Source organism: Butyrivibrio sp. XPD2002 (genome assembly GCF_000423945.1).
GTDB lineage: Bacteria > Bacillota > Clostridia > Lachnospirales > Lachnospiraceae > Butyrivibrio.
In genome coordinates, this window is the sequence record NZ_AUIY01000012.1 from 107,146 (window position 1) to 126,115 (window position 18,970).

General features: G+C 40.6%; 14 protein-coding genes. 13 read left to right on the forward strand and 1 reads right to left on the reverse strand.

What is annotated here, in order from left to right; translation table 11 throughout:
* Window positions 1–98: 98 nt before the first annotated feature.
* The gene (locus G587_RS0107535; protein ID WP_026491751.1) at window positions 99–824 is read left to right on the forward strand and encodes an IspD/TarI family cytidylyltransferase; all 726 of its coding nucleotides are present in this window, start codon (window positions 99–101) and stop codon (window positions 822–824) included.
* Window positions 821–1,660: a LicD family protein gene (locus G587_RS0107540; protein ID WP_026491752.1), complete on the forward strand. Its 840-nt coding sequence runs from the start codon at window positions 821–823 to the stop codon at window positions 1,658–1,660. Before G587_RS0107535 ends, G587_RS0107540 begins: the two co-directional genes overlap by 4 nt.
* Window positions 1,661–1,704: 44 nt before the next feature.
* On the opposite strand, the gene G587_RS24290 is transcribed toward G587_RS0107540, so the two are convergent.
* On the reverse strand, window positions 1,705–2,658 hold the full coding sequence (locus G587_RS24290) for a glycosyltransferase family 2 protein (protein ID WP_051200878.1): 954 nt from the start codon (window positions 2,656–2,658) through the stop codon (window positions 1,705–1,707).
* A gap of 110 nt (window positions 2,659–2,768) precedes the next feature.
* Here G587_RS24290 and G587_RS0107550 point away from each other — a divergent pair, with 110 nt between their 5' ends.
* The 11 genes from G587_RS0107550 to G587_RS21820 all read left to right on the forward strand — a co-directional run bounded on the left by G587_RS0107550 (window position 2,769) and on the right by G587_RS21820 (window position 18,877).
* Complete coding sequence (locus G587_RS0107550; protein ID WP_026491753.1) at window positions 2,769–4,484, forward strand: CgeB family protein; 1,716 nt, start codon at window positions 2,769–2,771, stop codon at window positions 4,482–4,484.
* Window positions 4,485–4,564: 80 nt separating this feature from the next.
* Window positions 4,565–5,368, forward strand: coding sequence for an ABC transporter permease (locus G587_RS0107555; RefSeq protein WP_051200879.1), 804 nt, complete (start codon window positions 4,565–4,567; stop codon window positions 5,366–5,368).
* 23 nt (window positions 5,369–5,391) lie between these two features.
* The gene (locus tag G587_RS21800; RefSeq protein ID WP_081673397.1) at window positions 5,392–6,333 is read left to right on the forward strand and encodes an ABC transporter ATP-binding protein; all 942 of its coding nucleotides are present in this window, start codon (window positions 5,392–5,394) and stop codon (window positions 6,331–6,333) included.
* A 1-nt stretch (window position 6,334) separates the two neighbouring features.
* The gene (locus G587_RS0107565; protein WP_026491755.1) at window positions 6,335–7,435 is read left to right on the forward strand and encodes a glycosyltransferase family 2 protein; all 1,101 of its coding nucleotides are present in this window, start codon (window positions 6,335–6,337) and stop codon (window positions 7,433–7,435) included.
* Window positions 7,432–8,481 carry an NAD-dependent epimerase/dehydratase family protein gene (locus G587_RS0107570; protein ID WP_026491756.1) on the forward strand — a complete coding sequence of 350 codons (1,050 nt, stop codon included), beginning with the start codon at window positions 7,432–7,434 and terminating at the stop codon, window positions 8,479–8,481. Before G587_RS0107565 ends, G587_RS0107570 begins: the two co-directional genes overlap by 4 nt.
* 22 nt (window positions 8,482–8,503) lie before the next feature.
* Window positions 8,504–9,718, forward strand: a complete 1,215-nt coding sequence (locus G587_RS21805) for a CDP-glycerol glycerophosphotransferase family protein (protein WP_051200880.1) — start codon at window positions 8,504–8,506, stop codon at window positions 9,716–9,718.
* A complete protein-coding gene (locus G587_RS21810; protein ID WP_051200881.1) occupies window positions 9,718–11,715 on the forward strand; it encodes an LTA synthase family protein in 1,998 nt (665 codons plus the stop codon). Before G587_RS21805 ends, G587_RS21810 begins: the two co-directional genes overlap by 1 nt.
* Window positions 11,716–11,724: 9 nt before the next feature.
* On the forward strand, window positions 11,725–14,190 hold the full coding sequence (locus G587_RS24295) for a CDP-glycerol glycerophosphotransferase family protein (protein ID WP_051200882.1): 2,466 nt from the start codon (window positions 11,725–11,727) through the stop codon (window positions 14,188–14,190).
* 119 nt (window positions 14,191–14,309) lie between these two features.
* On the forward strand, window positions 14,310–15,356 hold the full coding sequence (locus tag G587_RS0107590) for an ATP-binding protein (RefSeq protein WP_035786060.1): 1,047 nt from the start codon (window positions 14,310–14,312) through the stop codon (window positions 15,354–15,356).
* A 167-nt stretch (window positions 15,357–15,523) separates the two neighbouring features.
* Window positions 15,524–17,146: a hypothetical protein gene (locus G587_RS0107595; protein WP_026491758.1), complete on the forward strand. Its 1,623-nt coding sequence runs from the start codon at window positions 15,524–15,526 to the stop codon at window positions 17,144–17,146.
* 36 nt (window positions 17,147–17,182) lie between these two features.
* The gene (locus tag G587_RS21820) at window positions 17,183–18,877 is read left to right on the forward strand and encodes a DUF6020 family protein (protein ID WP_035786061.1); all 1,695 of its coding nucleotides are present in this window, start codon (window positions 17,183–17,185) and stop codon (window positions 18,875–18,877) included.
* The last annotated feature ends 93 nt before the right edge of the window (window positions 18,878–18,970 follow it).

Below are 18,970 nucleotides of genomic sequence, written 5' to 3' on the forward strand. Positions count from 1 at the left end.
CCTTCCCCCAGAGGGGGAAGGCAATAATATTCTAAAGCCTTCCCCCCTTGGGGGAAGGTGGCACGAAGTGCCGGATGAGGGAAAAGGGAGGAATAAAAATGGCTAATATTGCTATAATAATCGCAGGTGGTTCTGGCCACCGCATGCAGCAGGATATTCCGAAGCAGTTTATAAACGTATATGACAAGCCTGTTCTTATGTATACACTTGAGGGCTTCCAGAAGCACCCTCAGATCGATGCTATCGAGCTTGTGTGCATCGATGGCTGGCAGGATATGGTATGGGCTTATGCGAAGCAGTTCAATATAACAAAGCTTAAGTGGATCGTTCCCGGCGGCGAGAGTGGCCAGGAATCTATAAGAAACGGTGTATTTAACCTTGAGGGCAAGGCTGAGGATGATGACATTATCATAATCCACGATGGAATCAGACCTCTTGTGGACGAGATGGTTCTTTCGGACGTAATCGTTGTTTGTAAAAAGCATGGCAATGCAGTGACATCCCTTCCTTATAACGAGCAGATCTTCGTTGTAAACGATGAGGAAGAGGGAACAACAAGGAAGTATATCCCCAGAGAGACACTTAGAAGAGTATCTACACCTCAGGCTTATAAGTTTGGCAAGCTTGACTGGGCATATCATGAGGCCTTTGAAAAGGGAATCGGTATCAAGGGAAGTGCCTACACCAACACAATGATGGTTGATCTTGGCGAGAAGCTATACTTTGCAGCAGGTTCCGATAAGAATATCAAGCTTACCACCAAGGATGACCTTGAGATGTTCAAGGCTTATCTTAAATCAGATAAGGACAACTGGTTAAAGTGAGAAATAAAGAGACTTTAGGGAAGAGACTTTCCCTTCAGGAAATAAAGGATACACAGCTTAATATCCTCCTTGAGTTTGAGAAGATATGTGATAAAAAGGGACTTACCTTTTATCTATGTGGAGGAAGCCTTCTGGGGGCAGTAAGGCATAAGGGCTTTATTCCCTGGGACGACGATATTGATATCTGCATGACAAGACCTGAGTACAACAGGCTTTGCGAGCTTGCAAGAAACGATGAGCTTGATGGTCCCGAGTGGCTGAAAATTGTCTGCTATGACAATGGAACCTCCAGATATCCCTTCATCAAGGTGCTTGATAAGAGAACTGTGGTATATAACGATTTCTTCAGGGAAGAGGAGTATGACAACCTTTGGATCGATCTTCTTCCGGTGGATGGACTTCCGGATGATGAGGACAAGGTTGCCGAGCTTTACAGGAAGGTTACTACCTATAGAAAGTATGTGCAGATGAAGCACATCAGACCCTTTGAGGGAAAAAGTCTTTCAAAGAAGCTGATAAAGCCATTTCTTTTCCTGTTTGCAAATATAATAAATACTGATAGATATAATGACAAACTGATCACTATTTCTACAGCTTTTCCCTATGAGAAGGCTAAGAACGTGGGAATCGTGACGGAAGGGCTTTACGGAGTCCATGAGGCTATACCGAGAGAAGCCTATGAAAAGGCCATAGAGGTGGAGTTCGAAGGACATACCTTCAAGGCAACCTCATATTGGCATGAATATCTGTGTAATCTTTTCGGGGATTATATGCAGCTTCCTCCCGAGGATAAAAGAAAGACACATGATATGAAAGCCTACAGGTTAAATGACTGATATATAACATACAATATAGAAAAGCAAAAAAATAGGAAACGAAATCATTCGTTTCCTATTAGTTCTTTAAAGGCTGACCATTTGCTCTTTTCTCCCTGAGCTTCGAAGTATTTAATGAGATCATCGGAGAAGAGCTCCTTTATGGCGAATTTGTGTTCCGGAAGTACGGTACCTTTTTCGTTGAAGATTTTGTACCAGCCGAATACATTTTTGAGCTCGTGCTCAAGGATTTCAAAGCGAACCTTATCGTTTACATTGTTATCGTTACAAAGTGCTTCGCAGAGCCTGAAGGAATTTAAGTCGCAGTCAAAATGAGCAGCTCTTTTTCCTACAAGGGAATCACCGTTGTTCTTTCTGTGGAAAACAAAGGAGGGTCTGGTGATCATAACACGCTTAGCCTTTATGCAGACTGTGACATAGAAGGATCTGTCATTTGCGCAGAACAGATCGTTGAATCTGATGTTCTTTTCCAAAAGAAAGCTGCGCTTGTATATACCGTTCCACGGAACTACGTTTATGCAGTAGAGATCCTCGGGTCTGTTATGGAAATCAAGAATTGTATCATAGAGCTCTGATTTGAATCTCGCAAAACGATACTGCTTTCTAAGAGGCAAGCCGTTTTTGGCATTAAATGCAATGCAGCGGGTCTTAAGCATATCAAGGTCATTAGCTACAGCTTTTTTATAGAGCTTTGCGTAGGAGCCGGGGATTACAAAATCATCGGAATCCATGAAGTGAACATACTCGCCCTTTGCAACTTCGAGACCGCGGTTTCTTGAAGGACCGGCGTACAGATTTTTATCATTTCTAAGTACAGTTACATTTGAGTGATTTTTGGCATACTCCTTAAGGATATCCGGTGTGGAATCCGTGGAGCAGTCGTCAACACAAATAACCTCCAGCGGGAAACGCTGAAGGAGAATGCTGTTCAAACATTTACGTATATATTTTTCCGCATTGTAAATCGGAATTATGACCGAAATTTTTGGATCGTTCATTTTAACCTCAAACCGTTTTTATAGTATAGTATATTCTACCAAAGTAATTTGATTATATCTATGCTTTGAATTAGAATTTGAAAAAAGGACATTATTAAGGATATTTTTTTATGCTTTCAAAGGTGAAAAGGGGAATACTGTCCCTGGAGGCGTATGCTGCCAGAGCTAGGGACAAAATGAAAATACAGGAGAGGCTAAGAGGCATACAGGATTTTTCCGGTATGTCTGTTTCTGTAATATATCTTCCGGTTGACAATGCTGATGTAAAACGAAGGTTTGATGAGAGTATTGCAAAGGCTAAGACGAATATTAAATACGAGATGGCAGCCGATGCAGAGACGGCAAAGGGTGAATATCTGGTATTTGTAAACGGTGTGGATGGCGTCTGTGACGGATGGCTGGATTTTCTTGCAGAAGCCTTCGTCAGGGATGAGAACACCGGAATAGCCGGGGGTGTTACCTACTATTCTCCGCAGATGCGAAAGGGAAAGGCCTATAAAACAAGATTTAAGGGTGTTCAGTATCTTCAGAACAATACAGAGACACACGGAATATCCTGTAAGCTTTTAAATGCGGATATAGATAGTGGAGAACAGGGCTTTTGCATCACAAAAACAGATATTCCTTCTATAAATATAATAATGATCAGGGCCGATTTTTATAAGAAGCTTGGAGGTCTGTGCGGATTATACGAGAGTAATTCCTGGGATTTTGCTATTGCTGATCTGTGCTTCATGTCAAAAGCCTATGGAAAGGATAATTATCTTTGCGACTGCTGTCTTGTTTCTGTTTTCAGGGATAAGGCGATACGTAAGGCGAATAATACAGGAAGACCGGTACTTCCGGGAAGATGGAGAAAAAATGCTCTGTCCGGAAAAAGACCAAAGCTCAATAATATGGAGATAGATATATGTGCCTCAATGCCGGGAAATGAGGATGGTAAGTACTGGGGTGATTATCATTACTCCTATGCTCTGCGTGCAGCTCTTGAGAGACAGGGATATATAGTCAATGTCCTGCCGGTAGATGACTGGTACAGAGAGAGCTCAGCCAGAACAGTGATCGTACTCAGAGGAAAACGAGGCTATTACAGGAAAGCGCTGGGAGACGGACAGAGGCTTATCTACTGGACAATATCCCATCCTGCGGATATAAGTGCACCTGAGCTTAACCAGGCTGATTACATTTTTTATGCCTCGGAAATCATGAAGCAGAAATTCTCTGAAAAGGTAGACGTTCCTTCAAGCGTTCTGATGCAGTGTACAGATCCTGAAGCTATGCTCTATAGCGAGGATATAGTTATTCCTACAGGCAATTATTCTCCGGAGCTTCTTTTTGTGGGAAACAGCAGAGGAGTGTTCAGGAAAATACTAAGAGATGTGCTTCCTACAGACCATGACCTTCATGTATATGGAAGACACTGGGAAAAATTCCCGGAGGTTCAGGAGCATGTGATTGCCAATTACATAGATAACGACAAGGTTGCCGGGGTATATCACAATGCAAGGATACTTCTTAATGATCACTGGGATGACATGAGGGAGTATGGCATAATATCCAACAGAATTTTTGATGCCATGTGTGCAGGAGCCTTCGTAATAAGTGATGATGTTCCGGGGCTTGAAGAGGCCTTTGGTGAATGTCTTGTGACCTATACTGACAGAAAGGACTTAAGCGATAAGATTGATTACTATCTCACTCATGAATTTGAGAGAATGAGAATTGCCAGGGCTGGAAGAAAGAGGGTGCTCAATAAGCACACCTTTGATGACAGGGCTGAGAAGATAGCAGAAGTCATAGAAGCTGATAAGTATGCGAAGCTGTAGTGAAGGTTGTAAATCGGAGGAATAATTGCTATTATAGTGGATTAGAATGCCAATAATAGTGATTAAAAAACAAGAGAATTATGAAAATTAGTACAAAAATCAAAAAGAAAATCAGAACAGCAAAGTCCTACAAGTTCTTATTTGAGGAGCTTGTGCAGAGAGACTTTAATCAGAAGTATAAGCGTACAATACTGGGAATGGCGTGGAGTATTCTATCTCCGCTCCTTCATCTTCTTGTAATGAAGGTTGTATTTACGCAGTTCTTTGGAAGAGGTAAGAATTCACTCTATTACACTACCTACCTTTTCTCAGGAAATATAATAATGTCCTTCTATAAGGAAGCTACCAAAAACGGTATGAGCTCCCTTTTCAAGGAGAGAAGGATTTTGCAGAAGATAAATGTACCAAAGTACCTGTTCCTTCTGTCCAAGAATGTGTCGGCATTTGTTAATTTCCTGCTGACGCTGGTAGTGTTCTTTGTATTCTGTTTCTTTGACAAGATACATTTTGGACCTCATATGATACTGATCATCTATCCTATATCAACACTTCTTGTGATGAACATTGGAATAGGAATGATCCTTTCAGCATTATATGTATTTTTCAGAGATATTCAGTATCTGTACGACGTATTCCTGACACTTTTGGGATATCTGTCAGCTATCTTCTATCATGTAGAGGATTTCAATAACATAATGGTACAGAGAGCATTTTTGCTTAACCCTGTTTATGTTGTAATAAAGTACATCAGAACCGTAGTTATTGATTGTCAGATTCCTTCTTTGGAATGTCATGTATTATGTGCTTTTTATGCACTGTTTTACCTGTCAATAGGCTTGTGGATTTACAAGAGATATAACCACGAGTTTGTTTACTACCTGTAATTTCAGGAATAATAGGAGTTTTCATGTCAGTTATTGAATGTAATGATGTCAGTATCCGCTATATCACCGGAGACTTAAAGGCAATCGGATTAAAAGAATTTGTTGTCCGCAAACTCACAGGCAATTATCATGTCGAGGAGTTTTGGGCTGACAGACATATATCCTTCAAGCTTGAGAAGGGAGATATGCTTGGAATCATCGGTTCAAATGGTGCAGGAAAAAGTACCATTCTCAAGGCTATATCTCAGATCCTTCTCCCGGTTGAGGGCTCTATTAAGGTTAATGGTACAATTGCAGCTCTTCTGGAGCTTACAAGTGGCTTTGATGAGGATATGACCGTAAAGGAAAATGCTTATCTTCGCGGAGCCATGCTTGGATATACCAGAGACTTCATGGATGAGAGATATGAAGAGATCATTCAGTTCGCCGAGCTTGAAAAGTTCGAGGACTATCAGTTTAAACAGTTATCAAGCGGTATGCGAAGCAGACTGGCTTTCTCTATTGCCTGCCTCGTTGATCCGGACGTACTCATCCTGGATGAGGTTTTGTCAGTAGGTGACGGAGCTTTCCGTGAGAAGAGCGGTAACAAGATGAGAGAGATCCTTAAAAAGGGTATCACAGCAATTCTCGTATCTCACTCAATTTCACAGGTAAGAGAGCTTTGCGACAAGATACTCTGGCTTGATCATGGTAAGCAGATAGCATTTGGATCTGACGTTGAGAGACTTTGTAATGCGTATGAGGAGTTCCTTCAGACTCAGAAGGTACCTCAGTCAGAGGCTGAAATAGATAAGCTTGCTGCCGATTTCAAAATCCGCAAGGAGAAGGAGATCAAGGAGCAGACCTCTGAGCTTAGGAAGATGATGGGGACAGTTCCTGAGGATGAAGCTTACAGAGCAGCAATAGGATTCCTTAAGGAAAAATATCCCGAAACCCTCAGGGATATTGATAAGTTGAGAGATTAGTATGGAAAAGAAAGTTACGGTTGTTGTTCCTTCATATAATACGGAGAAGCAGATCGAAAAATGTCTCGATACTATCTGTGCACAGACACTTAGTGGTATAGAGATAATCGTAGTTGATGACGGTTCTACAGACAATACTGTTTCTGTTGCAGAGGAATATGCCAAAAAGGACAGCAGAATATCTGTTATAAAAAATCAGCATTCAAATGCCGGCGAGGCAAGAAACACAGGACTTGACAGGGCAGAAGGCGAATATATTGTTTTCTGGGATTCGGATGATTTTTTTGCTTTAACAGCTTTGGAGAAGCTTTATAAAAAGTGTAAGGCAGAGAATGCTGATATCTGTATCTGTGACGCTTTTCATGTTGATGATAAAAGCGGAAAGAGAGTGCTCGGAAACAAGAATAATTATCAGTACCTTGTAAAGGGCAATACCTATAATAGGAAAATCAACCCTGACTACATCCTTAATATAACGACGAATGTACCGTGGAATAAGATGTTCCGCACAGGGTTTATCAAAGATCAGGGGATTCGCTTTCAAAGCATCGAGAGAGCAAACGATGCTTTTTTTACTATGTCAGCGATGACTCTTGCCGAGAGAATAACGATAATAAAGGATCCGCTTATCTACTGGAGAACTAATCAGAAGATAAGCACCACCAGTGATAAATCAAGATCTCCTATGTGTGTATTTAAGGCCTTCGAGGAGACGGAGAGGTTCTTAGAGGAGAGAGGCGTCTATGACGAGGTAAAGAAGAGCTTTTTAAACAGAGCAGTAGACAGCTATCTTTACAGTCTTAAATGTCAGAAAAGCCTCAGCACCATAGATAATTTCAGAGAGTCCTTTGACTATATCAAGAATGAGGCCTTTGGAAAGCTTGGCTGGGATAAAATAGAGCCTACAGATATTTATAAGCAGAATAAATATGAGACATTAAAGCATGTCACTGAGGGCAGCTACGAGGAATACATGATATTCATGGAAGGAGAGCTCCAGGAAAAGTACAATAAGACCATCAATTCCAAGGTGTATAAGCTTGCTAAAAGGATTGCATGGTTTCCGAGAATGCTCAGAAAAAGGATGGGGAAGAAGATATGAGTTTACTGAATAATCCTACATATATAGAGGATATTACGTATATAACAAAGCAGGAGCTCCCCTGGGATAAGCTTACAGGGAAAAGCTTTCTGATATCCGGTGCAACAGGACTTATAGGAAGCTGCCTTATCGATGCACTTACAGCTCTTAATAAGGAGAAGAACCTTGGAATAAAGGTTTATGCCATCGGAAGAAACAGGGATAAGATTGCAGCAAGATTCGATGCGGGCACAGTAACTCCGGTTCAGCAGGATGTTAATAAGCCCTTTTCAGATGAGATAAAGAGTGTGGAGGCAGACTATGTGCTTCACCTTGCAAGTAATACGCATCCGATGCAGTATTCCACAGATCCTATCGGAACTATCATGACTAACCTGATCGGTCTTAACAACATGCTCGAGATAAGCGAAGGAGCAGAGAGATTCCTCTTTGCTTCATCAGTTGAGATTTACGGTGAAAACAGAGGCGATGTGGAGCGCTTTGACGAGAGCTATCTTGGATATATCGACTGCAATACTGCAAGAGCAGGCTATCCTGAGGGTAAGAGAGCCGGAGAAGCTCTTTGTCAGTCATATATTTCCCAGAAGGGTATGGATATAGTTATTCCAAGACTTTCAAGAACCTATGGTCCCACAATGCTCCAGTCAGATACCAAGGCTATTTCACAGTTCATTAAAAAGGGTGTTGCAGCGGAGGATATTGTTCTTAAATCCGAGGGCACACAGCTCTTTTCATACAGCTATGTGGCAGATGCCGTTACAGGACTTTTGTATGTGCTCTTACTTGGTGAAAATGGCGGAGCCTACAATATCGCTGATGAGGAGTCGGATATCACACTTAGAGACCTGGCAGCTATAATTGCTGATTATGCAGGTAAAAAGGTTATTTTCGAGCTGCCGGATGCTACAGAGGCAGCAGGCTATTCCAAGGCAACCAAGGCTATTCTTGATTCTGCGAAGCTTAAGAAGCTTGGCTGGAGAGCCGGATATGATATGAAAAAGGGACTTACCCGCACAATTGATGTACTAAAGGCAATTAATGCTTAATACAGACGAGGACTAAATTGCAATGAAATTTAAGGCGTGGATGCAGTCCACTGAGGATTTTTTAATAAGATGGGTTTCAAGGAAAATCGTGTTCCCTGCCATGTATTTAGCGGGGAGTATGAAGCCGCTTAAGGAAAACAAGGTGGTTTTTCTGGAGCTCAGACTCCTTTCTCTTTCGAACAATCACAAGGAATTGTATGAGAGACTTACAAGGGACTATGATCTTGATGTTCACTGCATCTTTTTTAAGATAGGAACAGCCAGACGCCGCGAGATATATAAGCGCTATGCGCAGTATATCAGAGAGGCAGCAGATGCCAAGTATCTGATTTTCAGCGAGGGTAATGATGTTCATGCCTGTGTATGGAAGAGAAAAGGTCAGCATCAGCTTAATACCTGGCATGCGGCAGGAGCCTTCAAGAGATTCGGACTTTCCACAGCCAAGAAGCTGTTTGGAGATACTGCAGCAAACATGAAAAGATTCCCTTCCCACGGTGATTATGATCTGGTGACTGTAAGTTCTCCGGAGGTTGAGTGGGCTTATATAGAGGCCATGGGTAAGGAGAAACACCCTGAGTGCATTAAGGCAGTTGGACTTTCAAGAACGGATATCTTTTACAAGGATGGCGAGAAGGCTGCAGCTTTCGAGAGATTCTATCAGCAGTTCCCTGAAGCAAAGGGAAAGAAGGTAATACTCTATGCACCTACCTTCAGAGGTAAGACTGTTGGCGCAGAGACACCTGATAAGCTCTCTGTACAGAAGTTTTATGAAAAGTTCCACGAGGACTATGTTCTTGTGTTTAAGCATCATCCTATCGTTCATAAGAGACCTGCGGTACCGGAGGAATACAGCACCTTTGCTAAGGATTTATCCGATACCATGACGATTGAGGATCTCTTATTTGTAAGTGACATCTGCATAAGCGATTATTCATCCCTTATATATGAGTATTCTCTTTTTGAGAAGCCGATGATCTTCTTTGCTTATGATCTGGATGATTACTTTGACTGGAGAGGCTTTTATTATAATTATGATGAGCTCACACCGGGCCCTGTATATAAGACAAATGAAGAGATCATCGATTATATCGAGCACATCGATGAGAGATTCGACAGGGAAGAGGTAAGGAAGTTTAAGGAGCGGTTTATGAGTGCGTGCGATGGCCATGCCACTGACCGCATAATGGAGATGTTCTTTGAGCCATCACTTGAAAAGTACAAAAAGAAAGATAAATAATGACTGGAAATAAGATTTTCAAAACTATATATCTGATATTTGCGGCGGTTGTTACAGCTGTTGGACTGAGCCTTGTTACCGATTACACAGGAAAAAGATACATTGCTCTTACAGCATGTTTTCTCGCTTTTGCCTTTGTTTTTCCTTTTATCAGCGAAAAGACAAGGGGAATGCTTGATAAGTGGCCAAGATATGTGCTGCTTTTGATTTTCCCTTTTGTCTGCTATTTTCTTACTGAGTGTGCACTTGATACATCTTATTCGATATTTGGAAGTAAGCTCAAGGCGATAGTTGGTAATTACGGACTTTATGCACTTATTTTGTGGTCCATTTACTCGTTTACGTTATCTCTCAGATGGTCTGTTTTTCTGACAGGTGTTTTGTCCGGAATGTTTGGAGTTGTTAATTATTATGTTATCAAGTTCAGACAGATTCCGATTCTGGCAGGAGACATTGCAACTACAGGTACAGCGCTTAATGTTGCCAGTGATTATGAGTACTCATACACCATAAAGCAGTTCATGATGATCGCCTTTCTTCTGGCATGTACAGCGTTCCTCCTGTTCTACAGATCCGGTGAGGAAAAGAGAAGAGATGTGCGTTTCAGACTTATCGTGGCAGGTCTTGGTGTGATGGTACTTTGCGGATCGGTTTATACACTTGGAGCAACAGATTTTCTTAGAAACCATGGTATTTCAATAAATACCTTCATGCCTATAAAGTCCTATAGGAATAATGGCGGACTGCTCACCTTTACAAGAAGTATTCGCACAATGGTAATTGATAAGCCCAGGAACTATAGCGTAGATACAATAACAGAGCTTCAGCATACCTACAGCTCAGACTCAGTTACAGGGGACAGCGAGGCTAAGAGACCCAATGTTATCGTGGTTATGGACGAGGCTTTTGCGGATCTTCAGGATGTGGGAGAGCTTCATACTGACAAGGAAGTGATGCCCTTCTACGACAGCCTTACAGAGAATGCTATTAAGGGTAGAAGCTATGTATCAGTATTTGGCGGACAGACAGCGAACACTGAGTACGAGTTTTTGAGTGGTGATTCTAAGGCGTTCCTTCCTGCGGGAACAACGCCCTATCAGCTTTATATAAAGAGCTTCATACCGACACTTACCCAGAACATGATCCTGGATAATTACAGCGGTATCCTGGCTCTCCATCCCTATAAGGCCAGCGGTTATAACAGGCAGAATGTATATCCCTACATGGGATTTTCAAGATTTATCACGATTGATGATTTCTCAGAGGATAATCATACTATTGGCGGACATATTGATGACAAAGAGGATTTTAAAAGGATAATCGAGGAATACGAGGCTGCTAAGGCAAAGAGCAATGAGCCCTTCTATATCTTCAATGTTACAATGCAGAATCACAGCCCCTATGAGGGGGAATGGGAAAACCTTCCTGATGAGATAGATATCCTTGATGATAATCTTCAGCAGGACGGAGTGGAGAACTATCTCAATCTGATTCATGAGAGTGATGATGCTCTTAGGGAGCTGGTTGAATACTTCGAGAAAACAGATGATCCCACGGTAATCGTATATTTCGGAGATCATGAGCCTGGATTATCGGATGAGTTTTATAATGAGCTTCTAGGAACAGATAAGAGCAGCTTAAAGGGACTTGATCAGATGAACCTCTATCATACAAAGTTCCTCATCTGGGCTAACTATGATATACCTGAAGAAAATTATAATTTTGAGGACGGAATAAGCATTAATTACGTTCAGTCAGTTATGCTTGATGCCTGTGGAATGAAGAAGAGCGGTTACAATAAGTACCTTCTTGACCTTATGAAGGATGTTCCGATAATCAATGCGAACGGTTACGTTGGTGCTGATGGTAAGTTCTATGAGGTGGATGATAAGACATCACCTTATTATGATCAGATAAATGTGTATAACACACTTTGCTACAACCATCTTTTTGATAAGAAGAACCGGGTTGATTCGTTCTTTGAGTATGGGGAGTGATAAGCGCGAATGAGTTTTTTTGATAACAGGCATGTAAAAGGAGGCAGCTTTAAGAGCTCAGCCTCAGCAAATACCAGTCTGTCGGCTAATTTCAACAGGATTCTTACAAGGAAGATTATCTTTCCGATAATCTATCATTTTCATGCATTAAAACCTATAAAGGATGACAAGGTAATTTTCCTTGAAATCAGATTTGGAGAGCTCACTGATAGCTACAGGGAGCTCTTTAACTATCTGGTAAGAGGATATGAGATGGATATCCACTGTCATTTTTTGCGTCAGGGCTTTGTGAATAACAGACAGGAGCTGAAACGACAGATTGATTTCCTGAAGGATGCTGCAACCGCACGTTATCTTATATTTAACGATAGCAGCGATACACAGGGTTCTTTCAAAGCCAGGAGAGGAACGCATGTTATGAATGTATGGCATGCGGCAGGTGCGTTCAAGAAGTTTGGTAACAGCACTGCTGACAAGCTCTATAATGATGGTAAGAAGGGAGTAGTTTATAAGCTCCATCAGAATTACGATCTGGTTACTGTATCAAGCCCTGAGATAGAGTGGGCTTATGCAGAGGCTATGGGGCTGAATTCATCTTGTGTAAAGGGTGTAGGAATTTCAAGATCAGATGTTTTTTATAGGGAGGACTTTAAGGCCGTAGCCTTTGAACATCTGTATGATGTGATGCCTTCTGCTAAAGGAAAGAAGGTTATTCTCTATGCACCTACCTTCAGAGGTATTCCCAGAAATGCCGTAACGCCAGATATGTTTGAGGTGCGTAAGTTCTATGAGCACTTTAAGGATGAATATGTGCTTTTGTTTAAGCATCATCCTCTTGTAAAGAATAAGCCTCAGGTACCGTCTGAGTTTGCAGGCTTTGCTGCGGATATGACCGACAGCATGAATATCGATGAACTGCTTTGTGTGACAGATATCTGTATTACGGATTATTCTTCGCTTATTTTCGAATATTCAATATTTGAAAAGCCAATGTTATTTTTTGCCTATGACCTTGCTAATTATTTTGACTGGAGAGGGTTCTACTATAACTTCGAGGAGCTTACGCCGGGGCCTGTGTGCTTTACCAATGCTGAGATGATTGAGTACATCGAGCATGTGGATGAGAGGTTTGATAAGAATAAGGTTCATGAGTTCAGAGAGAGATTCATGAGCGGCTGTGACGGTCATGCTACTGAAAGAATAACAGCTGAATTCTTTGGAGACAGGATAGATAAGTATAAGAGACCTGAGCCTATTGAGGGTGATTTCTGTGATCTTCCGGAGGTTAAGAGACTCTTTAGTGCGGAAGCTAAGCGCATAGATGAGATGGAAAAGCTCAGGAAGAAAGCTAAGAGTGCTTATGATTCCGGAAAAAGAAGACCGGTGGCTACAGGCAGAGTGGTATTCCTTGGTGATGAGAATTCTGATTGGGATGCTTTCCTTGGAGTTCAGAAAATCCTGGAAGAAGAGACGAAAAATACCGGTAAGCATTTTGAGATAATAGCTGATATTAAATATAACAGCGACAATATTAAGGAGTTTTGCGAAAAGCTCGCAGTAGCTGAGAGAATTTACTGCGCAGGAGAGCCTTACATTCTGAGAATGCTTGATGTAAGGGAAGAAACTAAGGTTATACAGATAAGCCCTGAGCTCAGGCCTGCATATCCCATGTGGGGAGCATCTAAAGAGGCTCGAAGTGGCTATAAGGTAAGAGAGAGCAGACTTTTCCCTGTAAAGACAGAGTACGATGTTGTGTATGGCAGTACCAAGGAGGAAGAGGAGCTTTGGAAAAGGAATTATAAGCTTAAGAATGGCGGAATAGTAACAAATGATATCAATCCTGCACTCCTGATGCTAAAGGATGATAATTACAAGGCTGAAGCTAAGAACAGACTTCTTAGCATGATTCCTTACACAAGGGATAAGAAGATTATCGCATTTATCTGTAAGGACAGAGAGCAGCTTGGTCACCATCTTGGCAGACTTTTGACAAAGATGCATGAGGACTTTGCAAGAACCCATGTATGCGTATGTATGGCTGTAGACGGGGCTCCCGGAAGTACGGTTGCAATTCCTGATTACCTTGAGGGCTTTGCCTTTGATCCCAGAAGGAGTCTTTCTGAGATGATAGCGATGAAGAGTGCTGCCGGTGCAGATGCTGAGAAGCTTCAGATGTCAGAAGGAAATTCTGAAGATAGAGGAGCTCTTTCTTCAGAATCTGGTAAGCAGGTTGATTATAAGAATATGGCACCTCTTTCTGTGAACGAGCTTATTTCAGTAGCAGATGTTGTGGTTACGGATTATTGCACCAGAGCGCTCGCGGCAGAGACCGCAGGTAAGCCGCTTTTCCTGTGGATGCCTGACAGAATAGGCTATGGAAGGGCTCAGGAGGCATATATTGATCTTGCGAAGGAGCTCTCTCAGGTATTGGCAGCATCTGATGAGGATTTGATAGACAGATTGATAAGTGTATGAGTGCTCGTTGACAAAAGTTATTAAAAGTTATTAAAATAAAGAAAAGTTATTAAAACTTATTAAAAGTTATTAAAGTATCCAAAAGTTATTAAAACTTATTAAAGTTGGAGAGCGAGTACATGGCTAGTGAGAATATAAAGGATAACCCATTCAACATCAATTTTGGTAAGGAGCCTTCGCGTATGATATCCAGAGAGGCTCAGATTTATGAGGTTGTAGATACATTTAATTCTGTTACTCCTTCATCTCAGGTATATGTGATTACAGGTGTGCGCGGATCTGGGAAAACAGTGACCATGACTACTATTTCGTCTGCGCTGTCAAAGTCAAAAAAATGGATTGTGATAAATCTTAATCCTACAAGAGATTTGCTGGTAGGTCTTGCTGCCAATTTGTATGAGCATCCTCTTATAAAGCCCGCTTTTATAAAAGCGGATTTGAACTTTTCGTTTGTTGTTGGGGCTTCTATTTCATCAGATGGACCGGCTGAAGATGTCGAAGTTCAGCTTAGAAAAATGTTTAAGATTATTAAAGCAGCCCATCTTAAGGTTTTGATAGCAATAGATGAAGTAACTAACAATAATAATTTAAAAGTTTTTTCAAGCGCATTTCAAATATTTATGCGAGAGAATTATCCTATCTTTCTTTTGATGACTGGATTATATGAGAATATAAAATCACTGCAGAATGAGAAAGCTCTGACATTTTTGTATAGAGCTCCCAAAATAGAGTTAAAGCCACTTGGAATTAAGGCTATGTCAAACAATTATCGAGAAGTGTTTGATATTCCTGAGGATGAAGCAGATGATATGGCGAAATTTACTTGTGGTTATTCCTATGCTTTTCAGGTTCTTGGATATCTCAGATTTAAATATAAGATGCAATTAACAGAGCTGATACCATATTTCGACGAGATTATGGAAGAATATGCTTACGAAAAAATATGGTCAGAGCTCTCTGAAAAAGATAAAACCGTGCTCTTAATATTGGCAAAAAACGGAAAAACTAAGGTTGCCAGGATTCAGATGGAGGCAAATCTTACTTCGAGTTCTTTTTCAACATATAGAAGGAGACTTGGTAAGGCTGGTCTAATAAATACAGCTGAATATGGTTACTGTAGCCTGACACTTCCCAGATTCGGAGATATCATAAGGGCTTGGGAATAACAAATATGAATATTACAAATGAATCTAAAAAATATCCATATACAGCTATGGACTATATTAACATTCTGGTGTTGGTCTTGATTTTTTTTGCCATTGTAATACGTTCACTATTTAGCTTTTGTCAGTCTGACGAAAGCTTTTATATAGCTTTAGCGCACAGGTTCTGGTTGGGGGATTGCCCTATTGCGGATGAGTGGCATCCTGCTCAGCTTATAGGTGTTATTCTGCTGCCATTTTATTCAGCATTTAAAATGCTTGTCCCTTCGGGAACCGGTGTCATGCTTTATTTTCGCATTCTACAGAATATAAGCTCATTATTATGTGCAATTCTTGTTTATACTAATCTGCGCCGTTTTCAAAAGAAATGGTGGACGCTTATTTGTGCTGTCCTGGTTCTTGTATTTGCCAGAGAAAACATACTTGGAATGAGCTATTATCATCTGTTTGCCATGTCTGCAGTGGTGATAGGAACATGCTTTTGCGTGATAGCAGAAACAGATGACGCCATAATTCAGAATTCAAGGATAGTATATATAGGTATATGCTGCGTTATCGGAACTCTGTGTATGCCCTTTTTTATTTTTGGATTTCTAGGTATTTCCATACTACTTATTGCTATTCATAAACGAATAATTGATAAAAAAAGATTTTATTTCAGTTATCTGCTGAGTCTTTTTTTGATGTCTGTATATCCATCCGTTATCATTATCCGCGGAATGCTTAAGGATACATTCATGAAATCCCTTCCGTATATTTTCTCTGATCCCGAGCATCTCAGAAGAATGCCTTTTTTCACGATGCCTATGCATCAGATTATAAAAAAGTCATTTTATATGGAAGCAGGTAGCGAAAACATCTTGCTTATTGTGATATTCTTTTTTATGGTAATACTGTCAATTATCAGCTTATTCATGAAGGGAAGACACGACTGGGTTTATGTAGTAGAGATACTGCTATTTTGCCTGGTAATTATTGAGAGAAGAAGATTGTGCCTTGATAGACAGTGGAGTACATTTAGTATCTTTATTCCCTGGAGTATACCGCTTGTTATTTGTTCTATAAAGAAGGCAAAACATAAGATACCACTGTTTTTGTATCTGTATGGATTTATCTGCTCTGTTTTATTTAACTTGGGAAGTGATGCTCCCAGTTCATTTACGGTAGGAGCACTTACAGTTTCAATGGCCACGGTTATGGCACTTGGAATTCTTGTAGATAGCTTGGAGCTTCAGATAAATCCCGGGACTAAAAGGATTTTATATACTGCTACGCTGGTCGCTTTCCTTTTTGCTTCTTCACCCATACTGGTTACCAGAATACTGGGGGTTTATCGTGATGATGAATTACAGAATCTTACTGAAAGAATTGATAGGGGACCTGCAGCCGGTCTCTATACCAGCCCGGAGCATAAAGCTCAGTATTATGAGGTGTGCAGAACCCTTGATAATCTGCAAAAGAGAGAGCCAGAGGGAAAGGTTCTGTATTCTAAAGTTCTTCCCTGGGCATATTTTTATACGGACTATCAGTTTGGAGCACCTTCTCCCTGGAGAAACCGTATATCCAGTAGACATTTGGTGAAATATTATGAAATTCAGCCTGAGAAGAAGCCGGATATAGTTGTTGTTTTTAATCCTGATATAGGAAAATATGAAGAATCAAAGTATGACAGTATCATTAGAAAGAAGAGACCAAACAAAAACAAACGGTTTGGTCGATTTTACAAAGAATTAAAGAATGACTACAAAATGGAACGTACAGAGTGTGCTACTATTTATATAAAAAATAAGTAAATGGGATAATTCAGATAAGGTAATTAAACAATTATTATGAAAAAAGTGGAAAAGGCCAACAGGATAAAAGGAATATTATTTGCGCTGCCATTTGCTGTGATGCAGCTAATAGGCAAGGATTTTAGTGCTGATAATAAAATAAATGATCTTACATTAGGCAAATTCTATATAATGAGGGCGCTTATCCTGTTTGCAGGATATTTTGTTGTGGCTTATGTGCTTAGTGTTTTGGGATTTTACGTCATAGAAAAGCTAAGAAAAAAGGTAGCTGCCAATAAGGAAAATACGGTAGAGCGAATTAATATCAAGAGCTATTTAAAGTCAGTCCTTGGTGTTTTTGTGTTCTGGATTCCCTACTATATCTTTTTCTTTCCGGGAACAAGTAATATAGGAGATACAGATAAGCAGATAAGGATGTTTTTCCACAGACCTGTCAAGTTTCCGCTCAATGTATCACCGGTGCAGGGGCCGGATATTTATATAACCGATCATCATCCTTTTTTCACTACATGGCTTTATGGCAGCTTTGTTAAGCTTGGTATAACCTTGTTTGGCAGAGCATGGATGGGAGTAGCTATCTTTTCATTTCTGCAGATGCTGCTGTTTTGTGCTTTTCTTGTATTTATTTTGTTCAGAGTACGCAGCTTTGGGCTGCCATCTAAGATATTCAAGCTTGGGATTGTGTTTACAGCGCTATTTCCGTTTTATCCTATGCTGGCAGTCTGCATGGTAAAGGATATGACATTTTCCTTCTTCTGTCTGACTACAGTGTGGATGATATTTGAGATATCCATGTCAGAGGGAATGCTTCTGAAGAATAAATGGTTTGTGGCAGGATTTGCCATATCGAATGTTCTTTTTATGCTTTCTAAGGGGCAGGGTAAGTATTTTGTTATGGTACTTGCCGTAATGATGATGGCGGTGTATTGGAAATACTGGTACTCTGTTGCGATAACAACTGTTTTGCCGATTTTCTTTGTTGTTGTGGTTTGGGGAAAGATCCTTCTTCCCGTGTGGAATATTTCTCCCGGTGGTAAGCAGGAGGCTATTGGCACTCTTCTCCAGCAGTCTGCCCGCTATGTGGTAACCTATCCCGATGAAGTGACTGAAGAGGAAAAGAACGCGATAGCAGCAGTTATTGATTATGATAATATTGCTGAGAATTTTGATCCCACAGTTACAAATCCTATAAAGATAACCTTCAACCAGAAAGCGACAAAGGAGCAGATGCGAAACTACTATAAATGCTGGTTTGCTATGTTTCTTAAGCATCCGGGCTTATATTTTGAGTCAACACTTAATACCTGCTATAAGTTCTTTGATATGACCTGGGAGGGAAATCCGTTCTTCGTATGCTTTAACATTGATGTGGAGCAGGATGATGAGCTTTATATAGAATCATTCTTTACAAGCGGAGAGATAGGAAACAGTATCAAATGGTTGTTTACTGAGATAAGGGCGATACCGATCATCGGAATTTTGTTTAAGACCTCTTTTTATACCTGGGTTGTATGGTTTTTATTCTTGGTAAATCTGAAAAGAAGAAATTCCAGGATGCTGGTTTTCTGTACGATACCGATTTTATCTATAATGATCTATGCAGCATGTCCCAGAAGCCTTCCAAGATATGCTGAGCCGGTGATCATGATGATCGTTCCGATGTTAATGGCGACTATTGTTACCGGGACGGAAGTGAAGAAAAGCGATAATTCCGATGTAATAAAAGTTTAATAGTTGCTTTATAAAACGTAGATTTGCAAGTGTTATAATGAATACATATTATATCTAAAATGGTGCAGATTTTTGATTAAAGCGCCCAAATAA